At 46.4% G+C, this 25,370-nt stretch carries 25 protein-coding genes; 9 read left to right on the top strand and 16 right to left on the bottom strand.

Annotation, left to right across the window (positions count from 1 at the left end; translation table 11 throughout):
- Positions 1-49 precede the first annotated feature (49 nt).
- The 3 genes from GC096_RS22920 (at position 50) to GC096_RS22910 (ending at position 4,670) form a co-directional block, all read left to right on the top strand.
- Positions 50-2,290, top strand: a complete 2,241-nt coding sequence (locus GC096_RS22920; protein ID WP_216626234.1) for an EAL domain-containing protein — start codon at positions 50-52, stop codon at positions 2,288-2,290.
- Positions 2,291-2,297: 7 nt separating this feature from the next.
- Positions 2,298-3,944 carry a thiamine pyrophosphate-binding protein gene (locus GC096_RS22915; protein ID WP_376769518.1) on the top strand — a complete coding sequence of 549 codons (1,647 nt, stop codon included), beginning with the start codon at positions 2,298-2,300 and terminating at the stop codon, positions 3,942-3,944.
- Positions 3,945-4,007: 63 nt separating this feature from the next.
- Positions 4,008-4,670 carry a hypothetical protein gene (locus tag GC096_RS22910; protein ID WP_171633481.1) on the top strand — a complete coding sequence of 221 codons (663 nt, stop codon included), beginning with the start codon at positions 4,008-4,010 and terminating at the stop codon, positions 4,668-4,670.
- Positions 4,671-4,780: 110 nt separating this feature from the next.
- Here GC096_RS22910 and GC096_RS22905 read toward each other — a convergent pair whose 3' ends face one another.
- The 9 genes from GC096_RS22905 to GC096_RS22865 form a co-directional block, all read right to left on the bottom strand.
- Positions 4,781-5,725 (bottom strand): ABC transporter permease, encoded by a 945-nt coding sequence (locus GC096_RS22905; protein WP_171633479.1) that lies wholly within the window; start codon positions 5,723-5,725, stop codon positions 4,781-4,783.
- Entirely contained in the window at positions 5,718-6,650 is a 933-nt protein-coding gene (locus tag GC096_RS22900) for an ABC transporter ATP-binding protein (RefSeq protein ID WP_171633477.1), read from the bottom strand. The genes GC096_RS22905 and GC096_RS22900 overlap by 8 nt, the downstream gene beginning before the upstream one ends.
- 21 nt (positions 6,651-6,671) lie before the next feature.
- On the bottom strand, positions 6,672-7,751 hold the full coding sequence (locus GC096_RS22895; RefSeq protein ID WP_171633476.1) for a DUF4097 family beta strand repeat-containing protein: 1,080 nt from the start codon (positions 7,749-7,751) through the stop codon (positions 6,672-6,674).
- Between the two features lie 2 nt (positions 7,752-7,753).
- Positions 7,754-8,497 (bottom strand): hypothetical protein, encoded by a 744-nt coding sequence (locus GC096_RS22890; protein ID WP_171633474.1) that lies wholly within the window; start codon positions 8,495-8,497, stop codon positions 7,754-7,756.
- A complete protein-coding gene (locus tag GC096_RS22885) occupies positions 8,498-9,211 on the bottom strand; it encodes an ABC transporter ATP-binding protein (protein WP_171633472.1) in 714 nt (237 codons plus the stop codon).
- Positions 9,212-9,214: 3 nt separating this feature from the next.
- Entirely contained in the window at positions 9,215-9,592 is a 378-nt protein-coding gene (locus GC096_RS22880) for a GntR family transcriptional regulator (protein WP_063795713.1), read from the bottom strand.
- 538 nt (positions 9,593-10,130) lie between these two features.
- Positions 10,131-11,948 (bottom strand): carbohydrate-binding domain-containing protein, encoded by a 1,818-nt coding sequence (locus GC096_RS22875; protein WP_171633471.1) that lies wholly within the window; start codon positions 11,946-11,948, stop codon positions 10,131-10,133.
- Between the two features lie 30 nt (positions 11,949-11,978).
- Positions 11,979-12,659, bottom strand: a complete 681-nt coding sequence (locus GC096_RS22870; RefSeq protein ID WP_171633469.1) for a DUF4956 domain-containing protein — start codon at positions 12,657-12,659, stop codon at positions 11,979-11,981.
- Positions 12,656-13,393, bottom strand: coding sequence for a polyphosphate polymerase domain-containing protein (locus GC096_RS22865; protein ID WP_171633468.1), 738 nt, complete (start codon positions 13,391-13,393; stop codon positions 12,656-12,658). Before GC096_RS22865 ends, GC096_RS22870 begins: the two co-directional genes overlap by 4 nt.
- Before the next feature lie 224 nt (positions 13,394-13,617).
- On the opposite strand from GC096_RS22865, the gene GC096_RS22860 reads away from it, so the two are divergent.
- From GC096_RS22860 to GC096_RS22845, 4 genes are all read left to right on the top strand, one after another.
- Positions 13,618-14,298, top strand: a complete 681-nt coding sequence (locus GC096_RS22860) for a response regulator transcription factor (RefSeq protein ID WP_171633466.1) — start codon at positions 13,618-13,620, stop codon at positions 14,296-14,298.
- A complete protein-coding gene (locus GC096_RS22855) occupies positions 14,298-15,566 on the top strand; it encodes a sensor histidine kinase (RefSeq protein WP_171633465.1) in 1,269 nt (422 codons plus the stop codon). The genes GC096_RS22860 and GC096_RS22855 overlap by 1 nt, the downstream gene beginning before the upstream one ends.
- A 300-nt stretch (positions 15,567-15,866) precedes the next feature.
- Complete coding sequence (locus GC096_RS22850; protein WP_171633463.1) at positions 15,867-16,430, top strand: extracellular solute-binding protein; 564 nt, start codon at positions 15,867-15,869, stop codon at positions 16,428-16,430.
- 77 nt (positions 16,431-16,507) lie between these two features.
- Positions 16,508-17,977 carry a methyl-accepting chemotaxis protein gene (locus GC096_RS22845; RefSeq protein WP_246302909.1) on the top strand — a complete coding sequence of 490 codons (1,470 nt, stop codon included), beginning with the start codon at positions 16,508-16,510 and terminating at the stop codon, positions 17,975-17,977.
- A 312-nt stretch (positions 17,978-18,289) separates the two neighbouring features.
- On the opposite strand, the gene GC096_RS22840 is transcribed toward GC096_RS22845, so the two are convergent.
- The 6 genes from GC096_RS22840 to GC096_RS22815 all read right to left on the bottom strand — a co-directional run bounded on the left by GC096_RS22840 (position 18,290) and on the right by GC096_RS22815 (position 22,382).
- On the bottom strand, positions 18,290-19,240 hold the full coding sequence (locus GC096_RS22840; RefSeq protein WP_171633461.1) for an NAD(P)H-binding protein: 951 nt from the start codon (positions 19,238-19,240) through the stop codon (positions 18,290-18,292).
- Between the two features lie 112 nt (positions 19,241-19,352).
- Positions 19,353-19,874 (bottom strand): TetR/AcrR family transcriptional regulator, encoded by a 522-nt coding sequence (locus tag GC096_RS22835; protein ID WP_171633459.1) that lies wholly within the window; start codon positions 19,872-19,874, stop codon positions 19,353-19,355.
- 168 nt (positions 19,875-20,042) lie between these two features.
- Positions 20,043-20,219, bottom strand: a complete 177-nt coding sequence (locus GC096_RS22830; protein WP_171633457.1) for a hypothetical protein — start codon at positions 20,217-20,219, stop codon at positions 20,043-20,045.
- Between the two features lie 206 nt (positions 20,220-20,425).
- A complete protein-coding gene (locus GC096_RS22825; RefSeq protein WP_171633456.1) occupies positions 20,426-20,776 on the bottom strand; it encodes a hypothetical protein in 351 nt (116 codons plus the stop codon).
- A gap of 50 nt (positions 20,777-20,826) precedes the next feature.
- A complete protein-coding gene (locus GC096_RS22820) occupies positions 20,827-21,189 on the bottom strand; it encodes a hypothetical protein (RefSeq protein WP_171633454.1) in 363 nt (120 codons plus the stop codon).
- Complete coding sequence (locus GC096_RS22815) at positions 21,186-22,382, bottom strand: ParM/StbA family protein (protein ID WP_171633453.1); 1,197 nt, start codon at positions 22,380-22,382, stop codon at positions 21,186-21,188. Before GC096_RS22815 ends, GC096_RS22820 begins: the two co-directional genes overlap by 4 nt.
- A 299-nt stretch (positions 22,383-22,681) precedes the next feature.
- On the opposite strand from GC096_RS22815, the gene GC096_RS22810 reads away from it, so the two are divergent.
- Both GC096_RS22810 and GC096_RS22805 read left to right on the top strand, forming a co-directional pair.
- Positions 22,682-23,626, top strand: coding sequence for a phosphodiester glycosidase family protein (locus GC096_RS22810; RefSeq protein WP_312886325.1), 945 nt, complete (start codon positions 22,682-22,684; stop codon positions 23,624-23,626).
- A gap of 18 nt (positions 23,627-23,644) precedes the next feature.
- Positions 23,645-24,655: a bifunctional glycosyltransferase family 2/GtrA family protein gene (locus GC096_RS22805; protein WP_171633450.1), complete on the top strand. Its 1,011-nt coding sequence runs from the start codon at positions 23,645-23,647 to the stop codon at positions 24,653-24,655.
- A gap of 57 nt (positions 24,656-24,712) precedes the next feature.
- Here GC096_RS22805 and GC096_RS22800 read toward each other — a convergent pair.
- On the bottom strand, positions 24,713-25,370 hold a 658-nt coding region (locus GC096_RS22800; RefSeq protein ID WP_216626232.1), incomplete at its 5' end, for a hypothetical protein.

Below are 25,370 nucleotides of genomic sequence, written 5' to 3'. Positions count from 1 at the left end.
ATTCAAATATAATTTGTTGCAAGTTCATGGTAGCGAAGGGGGGATTGCTTTGACCAACGTATCTTTAATCTCGGAGTCTAAAAAGAGATGTGAAAAGCTAGGCATTAATCCACGGGGGACTCCCACCTTTTCTAACTTTTTATCAGAAGTCGATTTGAATCTAAAACGGGCCGAATACGAAGAAATATTATCCGTTATTAATTTTTTTGTTCATAAAATGTTAGAACTCATGAAAGGGATACCAGTCCTGATCCTAATCACTGATGAGAATGGCTGCATTCTGGACATGGCCGGAGATGAAGCGATTAAGAGTGTCATTGAGCAATCGGGCATTAAAGTTGGTCTCGTATTCAACGAACACGAAGCGGGAACGAACTGCGTTAATTTAGTTTTGGAACATCGTCAGCCGATTCAACTTATTGGGAACGAGCATTATTACGAATTTTTGGGAGCCTCTGCCTGTTATACCGTACCCTTCAAATATACAGATGTCAACAACTTGCTCGGGACGATATCGATCATGACAGCGATTGATCAGCATAATCCATTTCTATTGGCGATGCTATGCACAGTCGTAGATTCGATCGAAAGAGAACTCATGCTGAAAAAGCAAAATAGCCGACTGCACATTTTGAATCAGGTGGTCATCGAAACAACAAGAAACGGCATTATTATTACTGATCGGGATGGGATCATTACCGAATTTAATAAGTTTGCTGAAATTTTAACCGGTTCCAAAAAGCAGGATGTCATTAATAAACCTATTCCGGATGCCAAAACAAATGATTTCATTAAAGAGGTCCTTCAAACGGGCAAAGAATACGAAGATATGGAATTGATGCTTACCCCTCCGAAGGGGCAAGACGAGCTGGTTTGCCTGTTCGACGCCTTTCCTATTCGTGATGAGAATATGCAGATCATGGGTGCATTTGCGCAGTTTCGGGATATCACGGAGCGTTATCATACGCAAAAGCAGATCAATTATTTGGCCTATCATGACGATTTAACTGGTTTACCGAATCGAAGATTCTTTACCCGGCATATTGATGAATTGCTGAAACACGGGGTAGAAGAACAAAGTATCTTTGCCGTCATGTTTCTCGATTTGGACAGCTTCAAGAAGATTAATGACACACTGGGCCATAACAACGGTGACGCATTGTTGAAGCTAGTTGCCGAGCGTCTAAAAACTTGCTGCCATGCTCCTAATCAATTGGTTTCAAGAATGGGCGGGGACGAATTCACAATTCTCATGCAAGAGATGACGGATCATATCGAAGCCATTCATGTTGCGGAAGTGATTATTAAAGCATTCGAGAAACCATTTGCAGTGGACGGCTATGAGTTCTATATAACAGCTAGTATCGGTATTGCCTTCTATCCGCAAGATGGCAGGGATGGCGAGATGCTGATGAAGAACGCTGACATTGCTCTTTACCGTATGAAAGAAGACGGAAAGAACAGCTATACCATTTTCGAACCTAGCCCGAACAGCAGCGGTATTGAACGGCTTACATTGGAGAATTCGATCCGCAAAGCGTTGCGCTTAGAGGAATTCGTGTTATATTACCAGCCCCAAATCGATATGCTGACAGGGCGAATTATTGGTACCGAGGCTCTCGTTCGTTGGAATCACCCGACTCTCGGCTTGGTCCCTCCAGGAAAGTTCATCCCGATCGCCGAAGAAACAGGACTCATTGTCCCCCTTGGGGAATGGGTGCTTAGAACCGCTTGCATTCAAAATCAAATATGGAAAGAAAAAGGATATGCTCCTATGAGCGTATCAGTCAATCTTTCTTCTCGCCAATTCTCAAAGCAGAATTTGGTAAAGACCATTACTGAGATTTTACTCGAAACCAACATAGATCCCCAATACCTAGAGCTCGAAATTACGGAGTCGATGACTATGAATGTTGAAGTCGCGATTGAGGTACTCGGAAGACTGAAGGAACTAGGTATACAAATTTGCATTGACGACTTTGGGACAGGCTACAGCAATCTCTACTATATAAAATTGTTCTCCATTGATCGATTAAAGATTGATCAATCCTTTGTCAGAGATATTATGACGGATTCGAATGACGCAGATATTGTAGCTACAATAATTGCTATGGCCCATAACCTTGGAATTGATGTGATCGCAGAAGGTGTAGAAACTAAGGAACAATTGGATTTTCTGCGTAGTCAGAACTGCCATGAAGTACAAGGTTTTTATTATCATCCACCTCTACCTGTAGAACAAATTGAGCAGTTGTTGATGAAAGAAATGGAAATCGATACCAAATTGTAAAGGTGATATGATGAAAAAGAGAGTGTATACATTATTAGTCGAGCATTTTAAAAATTGGGGCATTTCTCACGTATTCGGCATTCCGGGGAAGTCCATTTCTCCGCTGATGCTGGAACTTGAAAATTATGGAATTGAATATGTGCTAGGACGCCACGAAGCTGGCTGCGGGTTTGAAGCGTCAGGTTATGCACTGGCGAAAAAAACGATGGGAATCGCGATTGGCACTTCCGGACCTGGAGGAACGAATCTAATTCCAGGCGCGGGGCATGCCAAAGAGTTCCAGTTACCTGTATTATTTATTACCGGACAGCCTTCGATGCAAGAAACTGGACGTGCTTTAAGCCAGGATTCAAGCCAATTTTCAGTAGATTTGGTTAAAATGTTCGAACCTGTAACCCTATTTAGTGCTCGCGTCGAGCGAGGAGATCTTCTTCACCTATACCTTAAACATGCCTTGGAAAAAGCCTACACGGGTGAAAAAGGTCCAGTTCATCTTTGTATCCCATTTGATGTGCTGATGGAGGAAGTGGATTCCTTCTATTTGCCTTTACCGGACCACATTTCACCACTTGTATCCCCTGATATTGATAAAGCCGTATCCTTAATCAATGAGGCTAAGAAACCTGTCCTCTTTCTGGGCAAGGGCGCCGTCGCAGCAGAAACATACAACCAAGTGCGGATTATTGCCGAACATTGGGGGATTCCTGTCGTAACTTCAACTGGTGGGAAAGGGGCATTCTCCACTAACCATCCCTTATACTTGGGTGGATATGGCCTCGGCGGTTCCAAATATGCGACAGAATATATGAAATCCGGCATTGACTTGATGATCGTTGTTGGCAGCAAATTGTGCGACATGTCTTTGTCCGGATTTACGGCTGACATGGAGCCAGAGAAGGTATTGCAATTCGAGTATGACCTTACGTTCGCAGGTAAAACCATTCAAGCGCCGACGCAAGTCATCCTAGGCGATATTCAATACAACCTAAATCAACTCATTTTGCAAAGCGGAGCATCCCTCAAAGAGCATGAAGTGCTAGCAGCTCGTGCACAAGTGGCAGCAACGACCGCTCCAATGGAATCCGCATTGTCAGCGGGTGCAGCGTTCAGAAGTTTGCGGGCTGTGCTTCCGAAAGAGGCAGTTATCTTTGGGGATGCAGGGAGTCACTCTTTTCATGCCGTACAAAATTTCGAAATCATCGAGCCTGGGACATTCTATTTAGCTGAAATGTTCATAACCATGGGGGCAGCGATCGGCTTTTCGATCGGCGCGAAAATTGGCATGCCCGAACGCCCTGTCGTCTGTGTGACCGGCGACGGCTGCATGATGATGCACGGCACAGAAATATCGACAGCAGTTAACCATGGGATTCCAGTTATTTTCTTTGTTTTGAATAACGGTCGGTTAGATATGGTAGAAAAGGGTATGTCTTATAACACGGGACGGTCCGTTGGCGCTATCTATGAGCGACCGCTCGATGTAAGCTTATTTGCCCAATCTATGGGAGCAATGGCGTATCGCTGTGAAAATGAAATAGAGATTAAGAACGCGGTTCAGTTAGCTTTGCAATCCAATGCAGCTACGGTCATCGAGGTAATGGTTGATCCGCTAGAAATTCCGCCAATTCTTACTAGATTACTTAGTTTAGATTAAACTTACGAAGTGAAGATAGCTATCCATTAGAAATTCAACCAACAACGAAAAGAGGATAGTACGATGTCGAAGATAGCGGTCATGGACAGCCACTTGGCCTCCCATCGCGAAATTCTAACAGGTCATAAGATTAGGGAAATTATCGAAATCGTTTATCGCATTAGCTTAGATGATATCTCCGCTAAAGGCGAAGGCAGTATTCTGGCCTTATACCCACTCGAAATCATGAAACATATTAGGCAATCACTTGGAATAGACCCTGCCTCTACGGATCACGATTCTGAAATCATGTCTATGACTAAGGTAGAAGCTATGGACAGATATCTGTTATCCTATGGACCTACGATAATAGGAGCGGAGATTCGAAGTCTCGTCAATGACATTTTCGGTGTTAATCTAGCAGCACTCGCTACTTTGGATAACCCCAGATTATCCATCTTTTCGAAAGGGCAATGGATTCTACAAGAGCCTACGGATATCATAAGTCTCACTACTGGAAAAGGTGATATTGATGTAACAATCAGCGCTACAGACTATTGTAAGAACACAATAGGATTCGATCAATTCCCCCCCGAACTTCATGACTTCTTACTCACACTTGGTTTTTCTTATCATGTAGAGATGAAAAATTATCATTATTTAAACCCAGCAGGTCAATCTATTTCAGAAGCTTTCAAAGGACAATTAATCGGGAAGCTTATAACCGTAATAAAAGACTGTTATTAAGTTTGTGACACCGCTATCATTTCTTAGTTCTTCATGGATAGAAAGCTGATTACGAAATGTAAAGAGGGCACCCAGCAGGTGCCCTCTTCATGCTTGCTATTCTCCACTTTTTACGCCGCTACATCTCTCTTCGTAAAGACAAGCCACGCAGTTAGATTAAACAGGATGAAGTAGATACTCAACACGATAATCGAGAATTCAAGTGTCATCCCAGCCTGGTATGGACGCCCGCTCAAATACTGAGACAGATCAATATTAGCGAATAGCAGGTATTTACTCCACTCGTAAGGCTGCAAGAGCTCCAAGAAGATCGCTCCCGCAAATAGAGCAAAGATGGAGAAGCCAATCGCCATGATACTGCTGCGGAAAGCAGAAGAAATCATGAAGGCCATGGTGACGAAAATAATCGTAGACACCCCATTGAGTAGATAGGTTTTCCACAGGTTGGCAACCATGCTTTTCTCCACAACCTGGCCTGCTGCATCAACGGTTACTAAGGGCAGGTCGATCAACCCGAACTTATATAGAATCCCGTTAACTAGTATAGATACAACGAACAGAATGACTAATAAGAATAATCCAAAAGCGATCATGGACATATATTTAGACACTAGAATTTTCGTTCGATTCGCAGGTCGGATCAAGAGCAGCTTGATGGTCCCTGTTGTGAATTCGCCAGCCAAGCTGTCCCCCGCAACAATAACAGTGAACAAGGTAATTAAAATAATTAACTGCGCCGAATCGTTAATTCCGCTCCACATAGTCCCCCCTTCCGGGTGAATATTGTTCTCGAGATGGTAGTCGTATCTAGCAATCTGCTTTTCGATGCTTGCTTTGCTCTCAGCACTCCGTTTCGGCTCCTTCAGAGCATCGGTGAGCTCCTGCTTCTGTTCGATCACGTGATCCCGCCACGCATCTGTCTCTCCCGATTTGTCATCATAATACCAATCCATGAAACTGCCTAAGAAAACGGCGCCAATCATGATAGCGACCATAATCCAAGTACGTACACGACGGTAAAGCTTCATATTTTCGTTCAGAAACAAATTAACCAACTTGTTCACCTCCTGTCATTTCCAAGAACCGATCTTCTAGGGATTGTCGCAGCACCTGGACCCCAAAAATGCGGATATCTCTACGCATAAGATCTGCCAGGATGTCAGGAATACAGTCTCTCTCGGTCACAACCTCTACGCCTTGCGGAACAATTTTCACATCTTTGATGCCCTTCATACCAGCAATGGCTGCGTGCACCAGTTCCGCGGGTGTAGCTTCGATCAAGTACGTTTGCGTCCCATCCTGCGAATCTGCCATGAAATCTTGAATCGTCTTCACATCAACTAGCTTGCCTTGCTGAAGAATGGCAACACGATCACACATCAGCTCCATCTCGCTGAGCAAATGACTGGAAACAATGACGGTGATGCCTTCCGAGCGCGTCAGATAACGTAGATAGTCACGCAGCTCACGTATCCCTGCAGGGTCAAGGCCATTCGTCGGCTCGTCCAGAATGAGCAGTGAGGGCCTATGCAGCAGCGCCTGAGCCACACCTAGTCGCTGACGCATGCCCAGTGAGTACTTTTTCACCTTGTCGTGAATCCGCGTCTCCAGCTTCACAAGCTTGACTACTTCGTCAATTCGTTCCTTCGTAACCCCAGGTACCATGCGCGCATAATGAATGAGGTTATGATAGCCACTTAAATACTTATACATTTCCGGATTCTCAACAATCGCTCCCACATGGCGGATCGCTTGCTCAAAGTCATGCTTAATGTTCTTCCCTTTAATCACAATTTCGCCTTGCGTGATGGACATTAACCCGACCATCATACGGATCGTTGTCGTCTTCCCTGCACCATTTGGCCCGAGGAATCCGAAGATCTCACCTTGCGGCACGTCAAACGTTAGATTATCAATAAGGGTTGTTCGCCCGATTCGTTTCGTAACACCGCGCAGACTTACAATAGGTTCACTGCTCATGCATGGAACCTCCTTCTGAGTTTAGTTGACTTGAAAAATCAAATTGCCTGATGCCACCTTGGCCTCTATTTTCCGTGTCCCTTTTCCCAAAATACCGTTCATGCGGGCTTCCCTTTCGTTGTCGGTACCCTTTTGGATAGGGAAAGGAAGCAAGGATTGAATGCGCCCCGCACTCACCGCAGCATTCAACGTATACCCCTCATCTTTGGACAAAATGAATGTTGTAGTACCGCCACCGGCCGACACAACTTGGATGTCACTCTGGATATGGTCGAATTTCATATCGGAACCATGTCCTGCAACGGATACAGCGCCCTTCATTTCACGAAAGAACACGGATCCGTATTTCGCATTTCCTGTGACCTCCCCTGTAATGTCTGTTAGATCGGTATCGCCTGACTCGTGATCGAGGAGCAAATTACCTTGCGTATGATCAATATTAGCTGTACTAGATCGGTTGACGAGATCAACATTCCCCTTAATGTCGGCCACATATAGACTTCCATAGGAGGATTTCACTTTGAGATCTCCTTTTACATTGACGATTTCCATGAAACCACTTGTAGAAGTAGCCGTAACGTCCCCATTAATCCCGCTAATTCGAACAGCGCCATCTTCATTCTGAATCGTCGTTCTCATCGCATCGGGGATAGCAAGCACATAATCGATGGATACATTGTCGGGATCAACGGACTTTCCATTCGCTGTCGTAACTAGCGTTAGTTGTCCATTCTGGAGTTCTTGCTCTACCTTAACAGCGTCTCGCCTGCGATTCGCTGCTTCTGTACTCGCGGCGGTTACTGTCACCGTAGCTTGCAAATGAATTGCAGACGTCTCCGAACGTTGTACGGATACCTTGCCTCTTTGACTTGTTAGCATTACTTCCTTGATCTCTGGCTTGTTAATGTCTGATTGCAGCTGCGCAGTTGCCGTTACAGCTCGCCTCTCGCCCATATAAGCTTCTGTCTTCTCATGATTCACGAATTGCTCACTGAAAACTTGAAGGGCATCTTCCTTACGGATGGACACATCCAGAATCGAGAGCAGGAACAGCATCACAACGGAGATGAGAAGAACACTTCTTTTTTGCCGAAAAGACATCCTCACACCTCCACTTCTTTCTCGAAAATGAAACCATTTAACGCAATTAACCCTATGCAGAGTAAGCCAAGCACAATAAAGGGTCCCGAATGCAAGAAAGCCATATCTGAATCCTTATGCCCAATCACGATCTCAGGCGTCCATACCAACAGGTTAGACAACAGCGGGCTGATACGAAGGACCAGCCAGATAATGCCAAAAAAGGCGCTAAGCATCACAAGCCATTTGAATTTTGCAACAAGCTGCCCACATAGGTACGTGAACTGCACAACAATTAATAAAAACAATATGGCGAAAAGGCAGATCCAGTAGAGATTGAGCACTAGACTGATAAGGCTGGGTCCTAGCTCAGACCAATCCTCGCGTGTGCTTATTTCCTCCCACGTCACACGGAGTAACAAGCTTGTAAAGCTTGCTGCAATGAAGATGGATGTTGCAATCAGCAAAGATAGCACTGCCGCTAGCTTGGACGCTAGCACCTTCCACCCCCGAATAGGTAAGGAAAGGAGGAGGTAAATCGAGTTCGTTCTCCACTCCACATGGAGTTGATAGTAACCCGTTCCTATCGCTAAGGCGACTAAGAATAAGTAAGGTATAATGAGGGCCAACACCATCGTCGCATCCATTTGGAAATCAGCGCTTTTGTACAAAACAAGTAAGTGCAGTACAACAACACCCACTGTGAAAAAACCAAATAAGGGGGAAATGCTTTTGATTTCTTTCTTAAATAGGTTCCAGAGTGCCATCTACCCGTACACCTTCTCCCAAATGTTCTCTAACGAGCAACCGTACGCCTCGCGCAAATTCTCCGTTGAGTCGAATATCGTGACCTGCCCATTCTGTAGGAAAATCACATCATCGAACATAGGCTCCGATTCATTCACGGAATGGGTAGAGAGCAAGATCGTCTGCTCATCCGATTGAAACTCGCTAATAATCGAGCGGATAATTTTGGCTCGAGACGAGGGGTCAATACCAGAGAACGGCTCGTCTAGCAAGATTAGCGGCACATTCCGAGACAATGCTGCAATCAATTTCAATCGCGCCCGCATTCCTTTGGACAGATTCCGAACCTTCTGGTTCTCATCCAGCTCCATTTTGATAAGCATCTCCGCCGCTCTCTCAGCCTGCCAATCCTTGTAGAACCCCGATATAAATCGCAGCGATTCCTTCACCGTCATCCACCCATAGAGATTGTCAATCTCAGGCAAGTAAGCGACATGCTGCTTATTGTGGACATCCGGCTTCCTGCCGCCTACGAGAATCGTACCCGAAGTTGGATAGATGAGACCGGCCATCATCTTAAGCAGTGTTGACTTGCCACTCCCGTTTGGTCCCAGTAAGCCAACAATTGTGCCTTTCTTGATCTGAAGATCGATGCCGCTTATCGCTTGCTTTAACAAATACTTCTTATGAATGTCCTTGAGCTCAATCATGTACGGATTCTGTTCGCTTGACACGGTCTATCCCTCCTTGCGTTCCATATGTAAAGTATCGCGAAGCATATGCGCCATTTCGTCCGGTTCAATGCCTAGGCCGCGCATTTCTTCAATAAATTGATGCACCGCAGCCTGCGCCATTTCGGAACGAATCGATAGGAGCATCGCGGGATCATTCTTGATAAAAGTACCTTGTCCTCGTAACGTTTCCGTCAAACCCACCCGCTCCATCTCTTGGTAAGCTCTCATCACCGTGTTGGGATTTACTTGTGAAATTTGTGCCCGTTCCTTGTGGGATGGAATTTTATCACCTGGCGATAGCTCGCCCCTAGCCAATGCTTTCTTGACCTCATCGACCATCTGCAAATAAATCGGTTTCGGGCTATTAAAATTAAGTTGCACCGTCCTACCCTCCTCTACACCGCAAACCAGTGCACTATTGAACTAGTGCACTATAAGAATATTTGTATCCTAACGGATTGTCAATGGCTTTTTCTCGACAGGGCAAAAGAGACACGCGTTTGAGTACGTGTTCCTCTATTCCCCACCATCGTCTGAGATCCCGTCTGCTGGCCAATAGCGTCACCACGCTCCCGTTCCCTAAATCAAGCTACTATGTTGGGCATTAACTGGAAAATGTACAGCTATTTACGAGAAATTTCTGCGAAAATTCAATTTAACTGTAAAATATGTAGGTAAAACAGCCCCTTTTGTTCCAATTGGCCTAACTGTATAAAATTAACTGTAGGTTCTCCATCTATTCTGTATTTGATCGGAAAATCCCGGAATATAACTGGATAAAATCCATCTATTTGCTACCTGGCGAACATATAGCTGCCTTATCCTGTGAAACATTTAACCGCCTAACTGACGACAAAAACTGTCCTCACGCAGATGATCTACGTGAGGACAGCCTCATTCACATACCTATTCGTTCGATTTACTGTGCAGTTCGTTGTGGACGCTGTCCGCCACCTTGGGGAGGCATGCCACCGCCACCTCCGCCTTGTCTGCCGCCACCAGGGCCACCCATCATCCCGCTTCTAGCTTCGGTTACGCCCGTTTCGGACAACCAGGTGATCATTGTCGCTGTCTTGAAGTCGACAACTTTCGTCCCGCCTTGGTAGGTGCCACCTTCAAACAGGCCTTTCGTAGCCGTGCCCGTTGAAGATCCGCCCGTGCTAAGCGTATACGAAGCGTCCTGCTTCAGGTTCGGTGAGCTAACGAACACCGACTGATAGTTCTTCGCTGGCGCAAAGGTGATAATGCTGTTACCTGCGCTATCTTCGAGATGAACCAGCGCACCCGCTTGCTGGGTCTTGGTGTACGTCATCAGGACGCCGGCTTGCGTTGACTTGTCGGACGTAGCTTGCACCATGCCGGAGCTTCCCGCGGCAACAAGGAAGCCGCCGGTCATGACGAACGTGCCGTCATAGTCGAGGGAGCCGTTGTTGTTCTCGATCGGCCCGTTGACCACCACCGTACCGCCGCTCATCGTGATGGAGCCGTTCGAGTCCAGCCCGTCGCCTTTCGAGTCGACGGATAGGAAGCCGCCGGTAATCGTCAGCATGTTGCTCGAATTCGCGCCGGATGCGCCTGGTGCGCCTCCTGGTGCACCGCCAGGACCGCCAGTGCCAGCTCCGCCAGCCGCTCCCGGAGCGCCACCGCCACCCTCGGCGGACTCAGCGTTGCCGCTCGAGATGTTCACACCGTCGTCCGTAGAGACGACATTGGTTTTACCACCCGAGATCAGAACCGCAGGCGCCTCGATCCCTTCATTGCTTTGCGTGATATCGATCGTACCACCTGCGATAGCCATAGATACTTCGGCGTGAATGCCATCGTCGCCAGCATTAATGTGAAGATCCCCACCACTCACATCAAGACCGCCGCTGCTGTGCAGCGCATCCTCGCCGGATTTGATCGTGAATGTTCCACCAGCAAGGCTGATGTAACCCTCCGAGCCCTCTTTATCGTTCGTTGTTTTGATGCCATGTCCACCCGCTTGGATGGTCAAGGTACCGGCTTGGACAGCGACCAAGTCGCGACCCATCACGCCATCATCAGCAGCTTTAACATCCAGTGTGCCTCCCGTGATTTTCAGCTTATCCTTGCTGGTAATCCCGTTGTTGTAGTTCCCTTTGACGACAAGCTTCCCTGTGCCATTAATCGTCAGATCGTCTTTGCTGAAGATCGCCGAATTAGGCTCGTCAGTTGTTGCATCCGGATACACATACTTAGTTCCATCCGAAACGATGTTCTCTGTTCCTTCTTGTAAGGAGATGATCGCCTTACCCGCTTCTTCGACGAAAATCGCGGAAGACGTGCTGTTCGAAATCTCCACGCCGTTTAAAACTAAACGAACTACGCCCTTATCCTTCACATTCACCGTTATTTGACCATCTGTCAATTTTCCGCTCACGACATACGTGCCAGCCTTCGTAATCGCAATCTTACCGCCCTTCGCTGCTGCGCCCTCACCCTCGATTGTTGCACTCGAACCCGTCAACGAGATCTTCGTCGGATTCGCAGAAGCCCAATCTGTGAAGGCATCATCCGCCGCATACTCCACCTTCTGGATGACATCCGTGGTCACTGCTTTTCCACTTGCAGCAGCCGTAGTCGTTCCCGTCGTTGTTGCAGTTGATGTAGCCTCCGGTGTCGTCGAAGCGATCTCAGTCGTTTCATTGCATGCTGCTAACACAACAGCGCATACTAATAGGACACCTGCGCCTTTCATATTTAACGGTTTTTTCATAGAAATCTTCCTCTCTGTTTGTAAAATAGTTTAAAATTCGGCCGCTGTAGGGCCCATCGTTAATGTGATATCTAAGTTCCCATTTCTGCATCTAATGGCGTCTAGGAATTCTTTCTGACTCGTCAAATGGTCAATCGTCACGACGTAAACTAACTCATACAAGCTGCCTAACTCAGTTGTGCGTACCTTTTTCAACTCATAGGCAATGTCGAACATCTTGAACACTTCATCAAACGCTTCTTCATATCCCAGACTCTCGGGAATCGTCACTTTCAATAACTTCTGAGCTGCCTTCTTAGCGCCAAAATTGGTAACTTTCAAGACGAACATCAAGACACAAAGTACAAGTGTGAAAAGTACCGCATAACCAAACGAACCAACCCCACAAGCAAGACCTGCCGCCATGGTGAACAAGACGAAGGCAATATCCTTCGGATCTCCAGGAGCGCTTCGGAATCGAATGATGGAGAATGCCCCTGCAAGGCTGAACGCTCTAGCGATGTTGCTGCCGATTAATAGAATAATAATGGCTACGATGACGGGCAGAACAATCATGGTTAACGTGAAGCTTTGTGTATAGTTGGTTTGTGTTTTCATGTACGTGAAGCTAATCATGGCACCTAGAACGATAGCTGTAATTATAGTTAATAAAGCATTTATGAGCGTTAATTCTGTGCCTGCTGTGACTTGTGCAAAAATCGAATCGATCATAGTTGAATCCTCTCCCCCGTTAGTTGTTCATGTCGCTTTTTCTTATATTCGTTGCCGTACTTCGAGAAGCTTGTTCGAAACATGTCGTGCTCCGATAGCATCTTCGACAACCAGAGGGGAATCGTTTTCTCCGCCTTCACTTCCATAAGCCATTGCCCGCGGCCCATCAACTGCTCCCCATGATCGCCACTTTCGAGCTTAAGATCATACCGTCTAGAACGGATATTCGTGTCAAAGGTGATCCGCAAATCTCGGTTATTTTTGCAAAACATCGCAATCCGGTCATACGCTAGATATACCTTCGGCTCCAGATCATATCGGCCTAAGAAATATTTAATCTCTTGGATCACTTGCTTGTTCATATATGGCTGCAATTCAGGCTCCACCTTGGTTCGAACAAAGTCATACGACTCATTCAGCTTCAACGCTGTTCTTCTTTTATTCACCAGGCCGAACACCTTCTTCTTCAGCTCTAGGTACACCTTCGCATCTGCGTTTGGCACTCCGTACGCTCTTATTCTCAGTTTTTCTCGGTATTTCGGCTTCGCCAGTGAGTTTCGAATTAATGAATCATGCTCGGTATCGAAGTAGATGTTACTGATCGAATAGAATTGTTCATTCTTGTTGTAGGCGTCCATTTCCATATATTCGAGCAGTCGATTATAGATCGTGTAAAAGGCTTTCGTATCCATCAGATACTTATTTTCATACCGATTAAATACTTCAATCGCCATTGTGATGTGCCTCCTTCTTATTCATGTTGCTGCGTGTTGTTCGCTGCTTCATGACTGTATCTTAGCCCTCGAACCTTTAGTGAAACTTAAATGCGAAGTGAATTATGTTTTTTTCGTAAATCCGCACATGGAGTGCTACTATTAAGGTTGATTAAAGGTTCACAGGCCTATAATGAAGCCATGCCAGTGGAAAGCACCTTGAGGCACTAAGGGGGAGACGACCCATGAGAATTCTAATCGTGGAAGATGAAGTACATTTAGCTGAAGCTTTAACTCAAATTTTGAAAAAACACCATTACTCCGTTGACGCTGTTCACGATGGACAGTCCGGGCTGGATAATGCGTTAAGCGGTATATATGATCTTCTATTGCTCGATATCATGCTGCCTGAGATGGACGGGATCACGATCCTTAAGACACTGCGTGCCAAAGGGATTTCAACACCTGTCATTCTACTTACGGCCAAGGGAGAAATTTCGGATAAAATAGCGGGATTGGATTACGGCGCCGATGACTATGTGGCCAAACCGTTCTCAACGGAGGAGCTGTTAGCTCGGATACGCGCGGCGTTAAGACGCAAGGGCGAGGTCGTGCCGGAGGATGCTTTGAAGTTCGGAGACATCGAATTGCATACCGGAAACCTCAAGCTGACTTGCAAGGGGAAGGAATTGAAGCTGATTTTAAAAGAGAGCGAGCTCCTGGAGCTGTTAATGACGAGAAAGCAGGCCGTAACATCGAAGGAACAAATCATCGAGAAGTTATGGGGCTTCGATTCTGAGGTGGAGCATAACAACGTGGAAGTTTATATCTCTTTTTTACGCAAAAAATTGACTTTCTTACACGCGGCTGTCCGTATCTCGACCCTTAGAGGCGTTGGATATGTGCTGGAGGAGGTGACTTCCTAATGTTTAATAAGCTTCGCAATCGATTTCTTATCGTGAATCTCGTCATCATATCCTGCATCATGCTCATATCTTTCGCTACGATTTACTTCATCACCTATCAGAACGTGCGAGCCGACATCGATATGGAGCTGCATGGTGTAGCCAATTTCAATCTCAAGCCTGACGGAAAAAAGGGAAATATGAAGCCTGGACCTGACGGTGGGCATCACCCGCAAGAACCTCAGGGCTACAATGATTCACCACCCGAGCGATCGGTTTCCTTCATGCTGCAAGCCGATGCCCAGTGGAACCTTACAGCGACGAACTCCCGTTTTGACATGGATACGGCGTTCTATGAAACGGCCATTAAGGAAGCCTCCTTGGGCAGGTCGGATATCGGCCAGTTCACGTTAGATGGCAATCAATGGGCGTATATGGTGCAAAAGAATGACACCGGATATATTGTCGTTTATCTCGACGTTACAGCTCAGAAGACCATTCTGACGAATCTCGTCTATACCTTCACACTCGTCGGCTTGGTGATGCTGATTGTCATCTTCTTTACGAGCCGCTATTTTGCGAATCGTTCCATCGCACCAGTACGTGAAGCCTTCCAGAAACAGAAACAATTCATCGCGGATGCTTCTCACGAGTTGAAAACACCATTAGCCGTCATCAATACCAATGCGGATGTGCTTTTGGGCAACAGTGATGAAACGATTGAGAGTCAATCGAAGTGGCTGTATCGCATCAAATCCGAAACGGAACGCATGAAGACGCTCACTAACGATCTCCTCTATCTGACGGAAATGGATGATACAAGAGCCGGAATCTTGTACAGTGAATTCAACGTGAGTGAATCTGTGGAAAGCGTCCTTCTCACGATGGAAGCCGTCGTGTTCGAAAAAGATATAACGCTGGATTACGAGATTCAGCCTGACTTATCTCTGTACGGCAACAGCGAGCAAATCAAGCAAGTCGTCATGATTCTTATGGACAATGCGATCAAATATACGCCGCCGAAGGGAGCCATTTCGCTCACCTTCAAGAAGCATCATAGCGATACGCTACTCACCGTGACCAATACGGGTGAAGGCATCTCGCCTGAGCATGTGGAGCGGATCTTCGACCGCTTCTACCGTGCGGATCCCTCACGTTCACGCAAGCACGGCGGGTACGGGCTTGGATTAGCCATAGCCAAGTCCATCGTTGAGCAGCATAAAGGCAAAATTCATGCAAAAAGTGTGCCGCAGGAGACAACGTCTTTTTATGTGCAGCTCCCTTCCTAGCGTTACTCTCGACAGTTAGTATGGAGCTAAGCGGCTTAGATGCGTTTAGCTCCTTTGTGTTCTTTGCGTATACCTCTTTGCTGTAAGACCCAAAAAGGGCCTTACCCTGCGGCTATTTGGCCCTGAGCAATACTGTAGCGCCCTTTTTGGGCGCTATCCCTGCCTCTACCCCGCTGCAGCTCTGGCGTGCGGGGCTGTAAAACCCAAAAAGGGCCCTACCCTGCGGCTATTTGGCCCTGAGCACTACAATAGCGCCCTTTTTGGGCGCTATCCCTGCCTCTACCCCGCCGCAGCTCTGGCGTGCGGTACGAGGATCTGCTGCGCCCTGAGCTCAAGGGCAAGATCGAGATTCCCGACCCCGAGACGTCGGGGACAGGCTACACGCTGCTCGCATCGGTTGCTCAGCAGCGCGGGGATAGCGCAGCGATTGATCTCATGCAAGCGTTGAAGAAGCAAAGCGCCTCCATGACGTTCGCCGGCAACACAAGCGCGCAGCATTTAGCTGAAGGCGAAGTGGCAGCAGCAATCTCCTTCCTAAGCGACCAGCTGCGTTTCAAAAACTCGGGCTATAACATAAGCTCGTTTATTCCACCACAAGCAGGCTGGGAGATTGGTGCTATCTCCATCCTGAAGGGGGGCAACAATCCTGACGCAGCCAAACAACTTGTTGATTTCATGTTCTCCAAAGAGGTTCAAACCGATTACATGAACACGGCATTTTCTTTCCCTGTAGCGCCAGATATCCCTGTGAATCCGTTACTCACGCCAGTAAAGTTGGAGAATCTCCTTGCTGCGTACCGCTTTGATCTGGCTGCGCAACAGCATGAAAAGCTGCTAAGCCAATGGCGGGAAGCGTTGGATTAGTACTCGTTTAATTCATGTAAAAATTTGTCGTTTCATGTTATCATCTTAACGTAACACTATACGGAAAAGGTGGACGGATGATGAATTATATGGAGACATTGCATCGCCGCAACAAACTGCTTGTGAATATTATTTGGGGAATGCTGGCCCTTGGCATAGCCGTCGATTTTCTGACTGCTGCAGGTATGGATTCGATTATCGTCCTACTCGTCGTCGGCACATTGACTAGCGGATTGGCAACCGTTCTTACCTACAAACGTTGGCTTACCACCTACATCATGTATATTATATCCGCCATCATCACCCTACTGACATGGTTACTCATATTGACAGGTCCCATCTTCACAACCTATCTCCTTGTCTACGTGAATCTAGCCATTATGACGTTGTATGGCAGCTCGCGTGCTATTGCATTCTCCAGCTTCTTGGGTGTTGTTCTAACAGCCTACTTCTTCATAAGCCCCTATAAAACCGAGATTTTCGGTGACAACGATATGGTAAATATGTACATGTACCTTGCGTTAATCGCTGTGCCTTTATTCGTATCTACGAAATTCAGCGAGAAATTGCAAAAAGATATCTTCTCTGAGCGGGAACAGGCCGTTCTGGAGAAAAACAAATCCGTCGATTTGGTTAATCTTGTCTCCTCTTCTCTAGTCTCACTTACTCAGTTCAGCTCGAATCTGAGACAGAATGCGACAGCAACGGGCTCTATTTCTAGAGAAGTCACCTTAGCCTTCGGGGAAATTACCGCAAGCACCGAAACGCAAACGTCCAGCATTAGTGATATTAGCGAATCCATTCGACATATCGAGCAATCTGTCACCTCCTTGGCTGACCGATCAGCTGAAATGAGAGATCTCTCCGTAAGCTCTGCCCAACTGACCCAGGTGGGGAGTGAAGAAGCAGAGTCCTTAGAGATGCAAATGAAAAGTGCCCACGAGACCATGGATTCTTCCGTTCAGTTGATGAACGATCTCGACAGTCAGAACTCGCGGATCAGTGATATTGTTGCAACGATCAAGCATATTTCGACGCAGACGAATTTGCTTGCACTGAACGCAGCCATAGAAGCTGCACGTGCAGGCGAGCACGGTCGAGGATTCGGCGTTGTTTCACACGAGATTCGTAAATTAGCCGAAACCTCGCAGCAATCTACCGAGCAGATCGAGCAGATTCTCGAGGATATTCGCTCGAAAACAACGCTAGCCGCGGCGCAAGTCTTACAAGGGCAGCAATCCGTAGCGAATGGCAGTGATGCCGCGCAGAAAGTCGTACAAGTCATGCATGCACTGGCGACCGATGCGGGTCACTTGGAAAGTCAATCTGCTAACGTGGAACAATCCGCGGAAAATCTTCACCAACAGTACACGCGAATTACGGACCAGATCGTCACGATTGCAGGTATTACCGAAGAAAACATGGCGTCCATCCAAGAAATGTCCGCAAGTATGACGACACAGGATAGCCGAATTAGCGATATTCTGGAGAGCTTCCTTCAGCTCGACAAGCTCACTTCCGATCTCAATCGGATGACGAGGGGTTAATGTTAAAAAAAATCCATGCCTCGATGTAGAGGCATGGACTTTTTTTACTTAGGGTCATCTTCTTACGTGAGGAGAGTACCCTGCTTTATTTTCCACCCTTGTTGCTGCTTTGGTCTTCTGTACGTGTGGTTGTATTTTTTCTGGATTGTCCTTGCTGTTTGTGACCTGACATGTTGCTCACACTCCTTGAGAAATAGGTTTTAGATAGTGCGAGTTTATTATAAGCAGTTGATTAAATTTGATACGATCGGTCGATTACCTTATTTGTCTAGCCCTGAAATATCCTTTAATCCCTTCAGAAAACTCACAAGTTTACCTCTTTAACTGACAAATCGTAGCCGCAATACCCTCCTCAAAGCTAATTGCAGGGATCGGCCCTATCCAACGTTCGTACTTTTCACCACTTAGACGAAGCGGATCCGTAGTCAAATATAACATTTCCACGACTTCTTTCATGACTGGAACGAATAGTCCCATCATAGAAAGGCCGATCCTCCCTAAGGGGAGCACGGATTTGGAAGTACCGCTAGCTCGGCGGGCGATGCGGACAATATCATGGCCAGAAATCGTTCCCCCACCAGGAATGTTCCATTCCTGACCAAAGGCTTGCTCATTCATCGCAAGCTCCACGAGCATTTTAGCCGCGTCTGGTAAATACACGTACTCACGAGGTATATGCATATTCCCAATGAAGAAAGCCATCTTGCCAGCCGCAATGGCTTCTAACGTAGAACCTAGATACGAGGCTTGATTGGCTGTAGGGCCATAATAATCGGGTAGACGGGCGATCAAAGGGCGTGCTTGTTTCCACCTCTTGTCGAAAATCATGTTTTCAAATTCCAGCCTAATCTGTCCTTTTCGCGTTTGAGGTTGCTTCGGGTGCTTTTCCGTAACCAATTCCGCTTGTTTTCTTCCATAGGGGTAGATGCCATCGACCGCGACCACCTTGAGACCCAATCGGTCGGCCGCCTCCATAATTGCCTCTCCCAGCAGGAGCAGCCGCGTAGCCATCTCATGGTAAGGAACATTTGCGCAGTGGAACAATACATCGGCATCTCGAGCCGCGGCTGCCACATCATCTGCTAAGAAGGCATCCCCTACAGCAAGTGTCAGATGTACTGGATTGCCCAACCGAGCAGCGAACTGCTCTAGCCTCGCGAGCGACCGCCCGAAGGCAATGACGGGAATCCCTCTATTCACCAATTCTTCCGTGACAGCAGCACCGGTCCCGCCAGTTGCTCCAATAACAATTGCTTTTTTCATATTAAACATCCCCTTAATTTTAGTTGTAATTGATCAATCACTAACTCATGTTGTCACTATATCAAATAGTTAGTGATTGATCAATAACTAAATAATTCGGCCTTGCAGCCTTTTAACTCTTCATCAACTCTGGCAAGCCCAGTGCCATAGAAATATTGCAAAGCATGCCTCGCGCAAGAAACAGCAGCGTCCTCTCCTCTGAATTCGGAATCGCATTCTTCTGGAAAGCTTCTAGCACAATGCCTCGAATCTCTCTAAAACCAGCCTGCATCGCCTCACGGATCGATTCCTCCTGCATGGTTTGAGCCTGCATCTGGAGCAGCATCTCCGGCTTGTGTGCAGTCAGGATTTCCTCATAAGCTGTGATCAGTTCCTGCTCCAATCCATTCGGTGAAGCAGTGGCAATGACTTGGCAGAAAGATTCTGCAATTCTTGCCCAAGAGGCTTCCAGTGCCGCGAGCATCAACGCCTCTTTGGTTGCAAAAAAGCGGAAAACATACGGCTGTGAAATGCCCGCTCGCTGCGCCACTTGCGCTGTTGTCGTACGATAATAGCCTGTTTCCGCAAAAACCTCAATTGCGGCCGATATAATATCAGTTCGGCGATTGACCGAAATGGTGTCGTCTTTTGCCATGTGAAAAGCTCCCCCTCATATGTAATGAGTGATTAATCAATCATAGAACTAGTGTAACAAGAAACAAACCATAGCGCCACTGCCTATCTCCTTCGCCCTCGTCTGATAGACATCAAAAAGACCATCCTAGGTAGGATGGCCTTACTTTCTGAATATTAACGAAGTCCTCTATTCGTGCTGCTCTTGATCGCTCAAATCCGCTGTCGAGGCAACCTCGCATGCCTGATTGGCTGCTGCTTCAAACTCGGCCTCATTGCTCGATCCCAGCTTGTCACCATACTGATCAAGCCTGCCTGGCTGCCCTGCTGGGCCGTCATTATCCGGCTTATTATTTCTTCCGCTCACATGATCACCTCTTAGCGTTGATGGTTCGATTGCCAGACACTTTGGCCTTGGCATACGCTTTAGTGTGTCTCATTTGGCTCCAAACCATCCTCACTCAGCTCAATCCGCGATTTGTAGCCATTCGGGGTATTCATCCAGATAACCGCATTGACTTAACTCTCGTAACGAATTGCGAATGCTAAGCTCATCCTCACCCGATTGGCTTGTTAATTCCAGCAAGTCATGCAATTGAATATGCGGGTTCTCTTTGCAAAAGATAAGTAACCCTTTGCCGCCCATGAGAGGCGGTCATCTTGGAAATCGCCAACCATCCGGCGGAACAGTTTGTGCGGAAGGATTTTAAGATCGACGAGGTCCTGCAGCGCCTTCATCGTCTGCTTGTCCGTCATTCTCCCAAGAATGGCAATCTCCGATAGCTTAGGGAAATTGGACTCAGAGCCCAAGCTTTTCAGAATAATGTAGACCATTTGAGAACATATATCTAGACCTGGTTGACGGAAAATATCATCCGACAGTGTAAAATTACGTGTACCCTCACTTACTTGTCCGTTAGACATGTCGATGTCCTCCTTTTCATTATGATCGGAGTTCACCCCACCCTTAAATCCTACATAAGCTTGCCAGCATTACGACTAGCTTGCCGAAATATATCTTCTAAACTGAAGTTCTTCTGTCTGTTGGAAACCGGGATATCCACAGATTCCTGGTGTTCCATGGGTGCGGTAAAGAACATATCATCCTCTACGAATGATTCGATAGCTTGATTTGGATCCTCTTCGCCTACCAACGTAGTTAGTGAATGTTCACGAAGGATATGATTTGTCAAAATCTCCATAATGCCCTGACTAAACATGCCTTCAGCTTTCAACTGGTTCATATACGCAATGACCTCTGGCGGTGTTTCTGTCGGAATGTATAGAGTCACATCCTTACCCGGACTCACCAAAACAGTCGATCTCCGTTTCTTCAATCCGCTCCGCTCCCAGCCTCAGTTTCCTTCTGGGTTTCCATGCTTGCCGCTGCTTCACTATTCGTTTGTTTCAAGGCATGCTCCAGCAAAAAGAAAGTACCGCGCACATTGCGGAATTGACTGTACTCTGATTTATCAAATCGGATCGGCAAGCCTAACTCGGCATTTAGTTTCTCGATCCACGGTTGCAGAACGATAGCCCCGCCACCGATAAACCAGAACTCATTGGCATAGCGAACATGTTTCCAAGAGTTACGGGCGTATTTTAACACCTTTTCGGCTAGGATACGCATGTGACGGTTTACGAGGTTCGTCATGTCAAAAGCCACTTTACCCTCAGCGTAAATTTCATACTCCTTGTTGACTAGCATGATCGTCAGTTCCGCGGTGCTTGAGATTAACTCTTCTCCTTGGGCGTTAATTTCATTACGAATGCTTTCCAACGCATCGTTTAGATAGATTTTAGCCCCCGTTGAATGCCGTTGATCCAGATCAAGCCCCGGTCTGAAGAAAGCAATATCCATATCGACACCGCCAACGTCTGCAATCCCGAACCCTTTATGTGACAACTGTGACTTGGTTGTAGCCTCCATGTCATAAACACCTGATACATCATCAATGCTGATATCCGATGGCAGCGTAAACTCCATTTCCACCGATACGCCTTTAAATATCGGTGTCGTAACAAACGTAATGGAATGAACGCCCCCTGTTATCTTTTGTGCAAATTCTTCGCTAAATTTCGTAATTTCTCTTATGGGCAGACCTGTTCCTAAGTGCACCGCAGCTTTAATACGATTCTTACCGCGTTTAATCGCATCCTCATGCTTCGTGGCAATGGCATAAGCCGCAGCCGTTAGGAGCGTAACCATGGTTTCAGGCCGCTGGGCCTTCTTTTGTACCGCTTTATCTCCTACAATCTCATGAACAATTCCTTCATCACCGACAGCCAAGTTTCCAACGTAGACATGACGATATTGCTCCGTATCAATCGCTGGCGATGTGATTTGCACATCTAGGAAATCCAAGGGATCTCCTTGTTCCATCAGTAAAAAGCGCTCCCCAAAAGGTTGTGCGACAACATTAGGGAAAATAAAGCTGTTGTTCAAATCGTCATAGATGCCTTTAATATGACTGCTGCCGTTATCAATGGATAAGTGAATAGTTGTGGTAAGAATATCATGTTTAGCCATGTCTATTTCCTCTCCCAACCTTAATAGATACTATAAATAGATTCGGTTGATAGAGGCGATTTAAGACGGTTACTAGGAATTTTTAACAATTTTGATTTGGGGAAGGAAACAAAGTTTAGCATTTAAAGTTTGCTGTTTAAAGTTCAAAATTTAACGTTTAAACTTTAAACTTTAGTGGTTAAATCTTAGACTTTGAACTTTATGTAAGTGTGATAACAGTCACTCATTTGCCTATCCTGCTGACATTTAAGCTTCACTAAAGGTTGCCGCACTACAATGATTTTATGAACCGGAGAGGAGTGATCATCATTTTCCGCCAGCGAAAAAGAACCAAATTAATCACCATCATAGCTATATGTCTACTTATCATCGCTGCGATTCTTTATTGGCTTGCTAATCGTTATTTATTCGAGCACGTCGAAGTTGTCGTCGCCCCGAATAACGTCGTTACGCAAGATTCGCCCGTGAAACAATCCACGTCACAAGCGCAATCCGATGACTGGAATTATAAGGACGACAACCAGACGATTAGCATTAAACAGGTGCAAACGGGCTCCGGAGCTGATACGATCACTTATTTCGTCGCCGACGTGACGTTCAACAATAGCACGAACCTGCTCACAGCATTTGCTAAAAATGCCTTCGGCACAAACATCATCGAGAATACTTCGACAATTGCTGCGAGCAACAACGCCGTATTCGCGATTAACGGCGACTATTATGGCTTTCGTAACGATGGCGTCATCATCCGAGGCGGTACCGTTTACCGCGATGAACCTGCGCGTGACGGCCTTGCCTTACTCAGCAATGGCACTTTGCAAGCTTATAACGAAGAGGAGATATCTTCACAAGATTTGCTCGCTAAGGAAACAACAAACACCTTTTCCTTCGGCCCTATCCTCGTCAGAGATGGCGAGATAGCCGGAGATTTCTCCGCCGTGCAAATTGATAAAAACTTCGGAAACCGATCGATTCAAGATGCCAATCCGCGCACCGGCATCGGGATGATCTCGCCGAATCACTTTGTGTTTGTCGTGGTCGACGGACGAAAAACCAACTATAGCCGTGGTATGACGTTAACTGAATTCGCGAATCTTTTCCATGAACTCGGCGCTACCGAAGCTTATAATCTCGATGGCGGCGGTTCTTCCACGATGTATTTTATGGGCAGAGTCATTAATAATCCGCTTGGCAAAGGCAACGAACGTGGCGTAAGCGACATTATCTATATTCCTAAATCTTAAGCAAGGAGGACTAATACTATGACCATCCTCATCCCCTCCTACGAGCCGGACGAAAGGTTAATTTCTCTGATCCATCATCTAAAAGAAGTTAGCGACGATTCGATCCTTGTCGTTGACGATGGCAGTGGTGAAGAGTACCGCGGTATTTTTGATTCAGCGAAGCAAGCAGGTTGTACCGTGCTCACGCACAAGATGAACCAAGGGAAAGGCAGCGCATTGAAAACGGGCTTTGATTATGTGAGACAGCAAGGTGGAAGTGATGGCGTTGTCTGCGCCGACAGTGATGGGCAGCATCTGCCGGAAGATATTCTAAGGCTCACGGAAGCTGTTCGCGAGCATCGCAATCATATCGTGCTGGGAAGCCGACAATTCACGGGAAAAGTCCCCCTGCGCAGCCGCATCGGGAATTCGGCAACAAGGATGGTTTACTCTCTGGCGACGGGTAAGCCTATACAAGATACGCAAACTGGCTTGCGGGGCTATTCCTCCGAAATGTTGGATTGGCTATGCCAAATTCCAGGCAATCGTTTCGAATATGAAATGAACATGCTACTCGAGGCTCCCCGTGTTGGATATGACTTGGTTGAGGTGCCGATCGACACCATCTACTTGGACGACAATAAATCTTCTCATTTTCGCCCACTCGCCGATTCTGCTAGAGTTTACTTTCCCTTCCTGAAATTCTGTGCATCTTCAGGATTCTCTGCAATCTTAGATTTCGTCCTACTGCTCTTGCTGCAATGGATGACTTCCAATTTGCTCGTATCCATCATTGGATCGCGACTGTTCAGTTCCATATTCAATTACACTATGAATCGCAAATTTGTTTTTGCCAAAATGAACGGAGCGGCTATCCGCAAATCGTTGCCCCGGTATTTCTCTCTCGTTCTCATTATCATGTTATTGAACTACGGTATTATGTACCTGTTTCATGAAAGCATCGGCATACCGCTCATAGCTGCAAAACTCATAACGGAAGCCTTCTTATTCTCATTCAGCTATTGGGCACAGCGAAAGATCGTATATTAAAAAGGCAAAGAGCCACTTCCTATGGAAGTGGCTTTCCCCTTATCTCTCAAAATGGAACTAATCCGTATGGTGATTTTGATCTACTACTCCTTGAATTTGACCTAGTAGACTCTTCACATCATCACTATTAAAGACTCCATCGCGATTTACATCGATATGCCATTCTGAACGACTAGCGATTGCAGCTATATCTTCGATATTAATCTGATCATCTACTACAACATCTACTGATTTAAACGTAATTATCTGCCTATCTGAGATCGTATTGCTTAATTTATTTAGAGTCCGTAACGCTCCACGCTGAATGTCTACAGCAACTGCTGTTGCATTGCGTTGTATAGGTGAGGAGAGTATGAGTTTAATTGTTCGATAACTCAAATCACTGTAATCATAGTAAGCATCTGAAACTGTAATTTCTTCATCATTCGCACGAATGTGAAAGAGATTCGCTGCCAATGTATAGTTCATATCCAACGGGGACGCCACTTTCACTGTGACTTCATTTCCCGCTCTATTGCTAAAGGCAGACTCAACGAATACGTCTGTTAGCACCGCTTCCTGCTCATGTAGAGCCGTCTCTGCTTGAAGTAACTTATCTACATTGGTCACTAAAGTTCGTTGAGATACTGTGAGATTGTCATAGCTCGCACGTGCTGCTTGTATAGCTGCACTGTCTGATAATTTTACAGCATCCCCATTAGGTAAATTGCCGATA

It is taken from the genome of Paenibacillus plantarum, from assembly GCF_013141695.1.
GTDB lineage: Bacteria > Bacillota > Bacilli > Paenibacillales > NBRC-103111 > Paenibacillus_E > Paenibacillus_E plantarum.
The sequence above is the reverse complement of the archived record's forward strand: the minus strand, read 5'-3'. Positions and strand labels throughout refer to the sequence as shown.

Coding starts and splice junctions, on each gene's coding strand:
- GC096_RS22915 (WP_376769518.1), top strand. CDS start 2,298: ATGATGAAAAAGAGAGTGTATACATTATTAGTCGAGCATTTTAAAAAT.
- GC096_RS22910 (WP_171633481.1), top strand. CDS start 4,008: ATGTCGAAGATAGCGGTCATGGACAGCCACTTGGCCTCCCATCGCGAA.
- GC096_RS22900 (WP_171633477.1), bottom strand. CDS start 6,650: ATGAGCAGTGAACCTATTGTAAGTCTGCGCGGTGTTACGAAACGAATC.
- GC096_RS22895 (WP_171633476.1), bottom strand. CDS start 7,751: ATGTCTTTTCGGCAAAAAAGAAGTGTTCTTCTCATCTCCGTTGTGATG.
- GC096_RS22890 (WP_171633474.1), bottom strand. CDS start 8,497: ATGGCACTCTGGAACCTATTTAAGAAAGAAATCAAAAGCATTTCCCCC.
- GC096_RS22875 (WP_171633471.1), bottom strand. CDS start 11,948: ATGAAAAAACCGTTAAATATGAAAGGCGCAGGTGTCCTATTAGTATGC.
- GC096_RS22870 (WP_171633469.1), bottom strand. CDS start 12,659: ATGATCGATTCGATTTTTGCACAAGTCACAGCAGGCACAGAATTAACG.
- GC096_RS22865 (WP_171633468.1), bottom strand. CDS start 13,393: ATGGCGATTGAAGTATTTAATCGGTATGAAAATAAGTATCTGATGGAT.
- GC096_RS22860 (WP_171633466.1), top strand. CDS start 13,618: ATGAGAATTCTAATCGTGGAAGATGAAGTACATTTAGCTGAAGCTTTA.
- GC096_RS22855 (WP_171633465.1), top strand. CDS start 14,298: ATGTTTAATAAGCTTCGCAATCGATTTCTTATCGTGAATCTCGTCATC.
- GC096_RS22845 (WP_246302909.1), top strand. CDS start 16,508: ATGATGAATTATATGGAGACATTGCATCGCCGCAACAAACTGCTTGTG.
- GC096_RS22840 (WP_171633461.1), bottom strand. CDS start 19,240: ATGAAAAAAGCAATTGTTATTGGAGCAACTGGCGGGACCGGTGCTGCT.
- GC096_RS22835 (WP_171633459.1), bottom strand. CDS start 19,874: ATGGCAAAAGACGACACCATTTCGGTCAATCGCCGAACTGATATTATA.
- GC096_RS22825 (WP_171633456.1), bottom strand. CDS start 20,776: ATGTCTAACGGACAAGTAAGTGAGGGTACACGTAATTTTACACTGTCG.
- GC096_RS22815 (WP_171633453.1), bottom strand. CDS start 22,382: ATGGCTAAACATGATATTCTTACCACAACTATTCACTTATCCATTGAT.
- GC096_RS22805 (WP_171633450.1), top strand. CDS start 23,645: ATGACCATCCTCATCCCCTCCTACGAGCCGGACGAAAGGTTAATTTCT.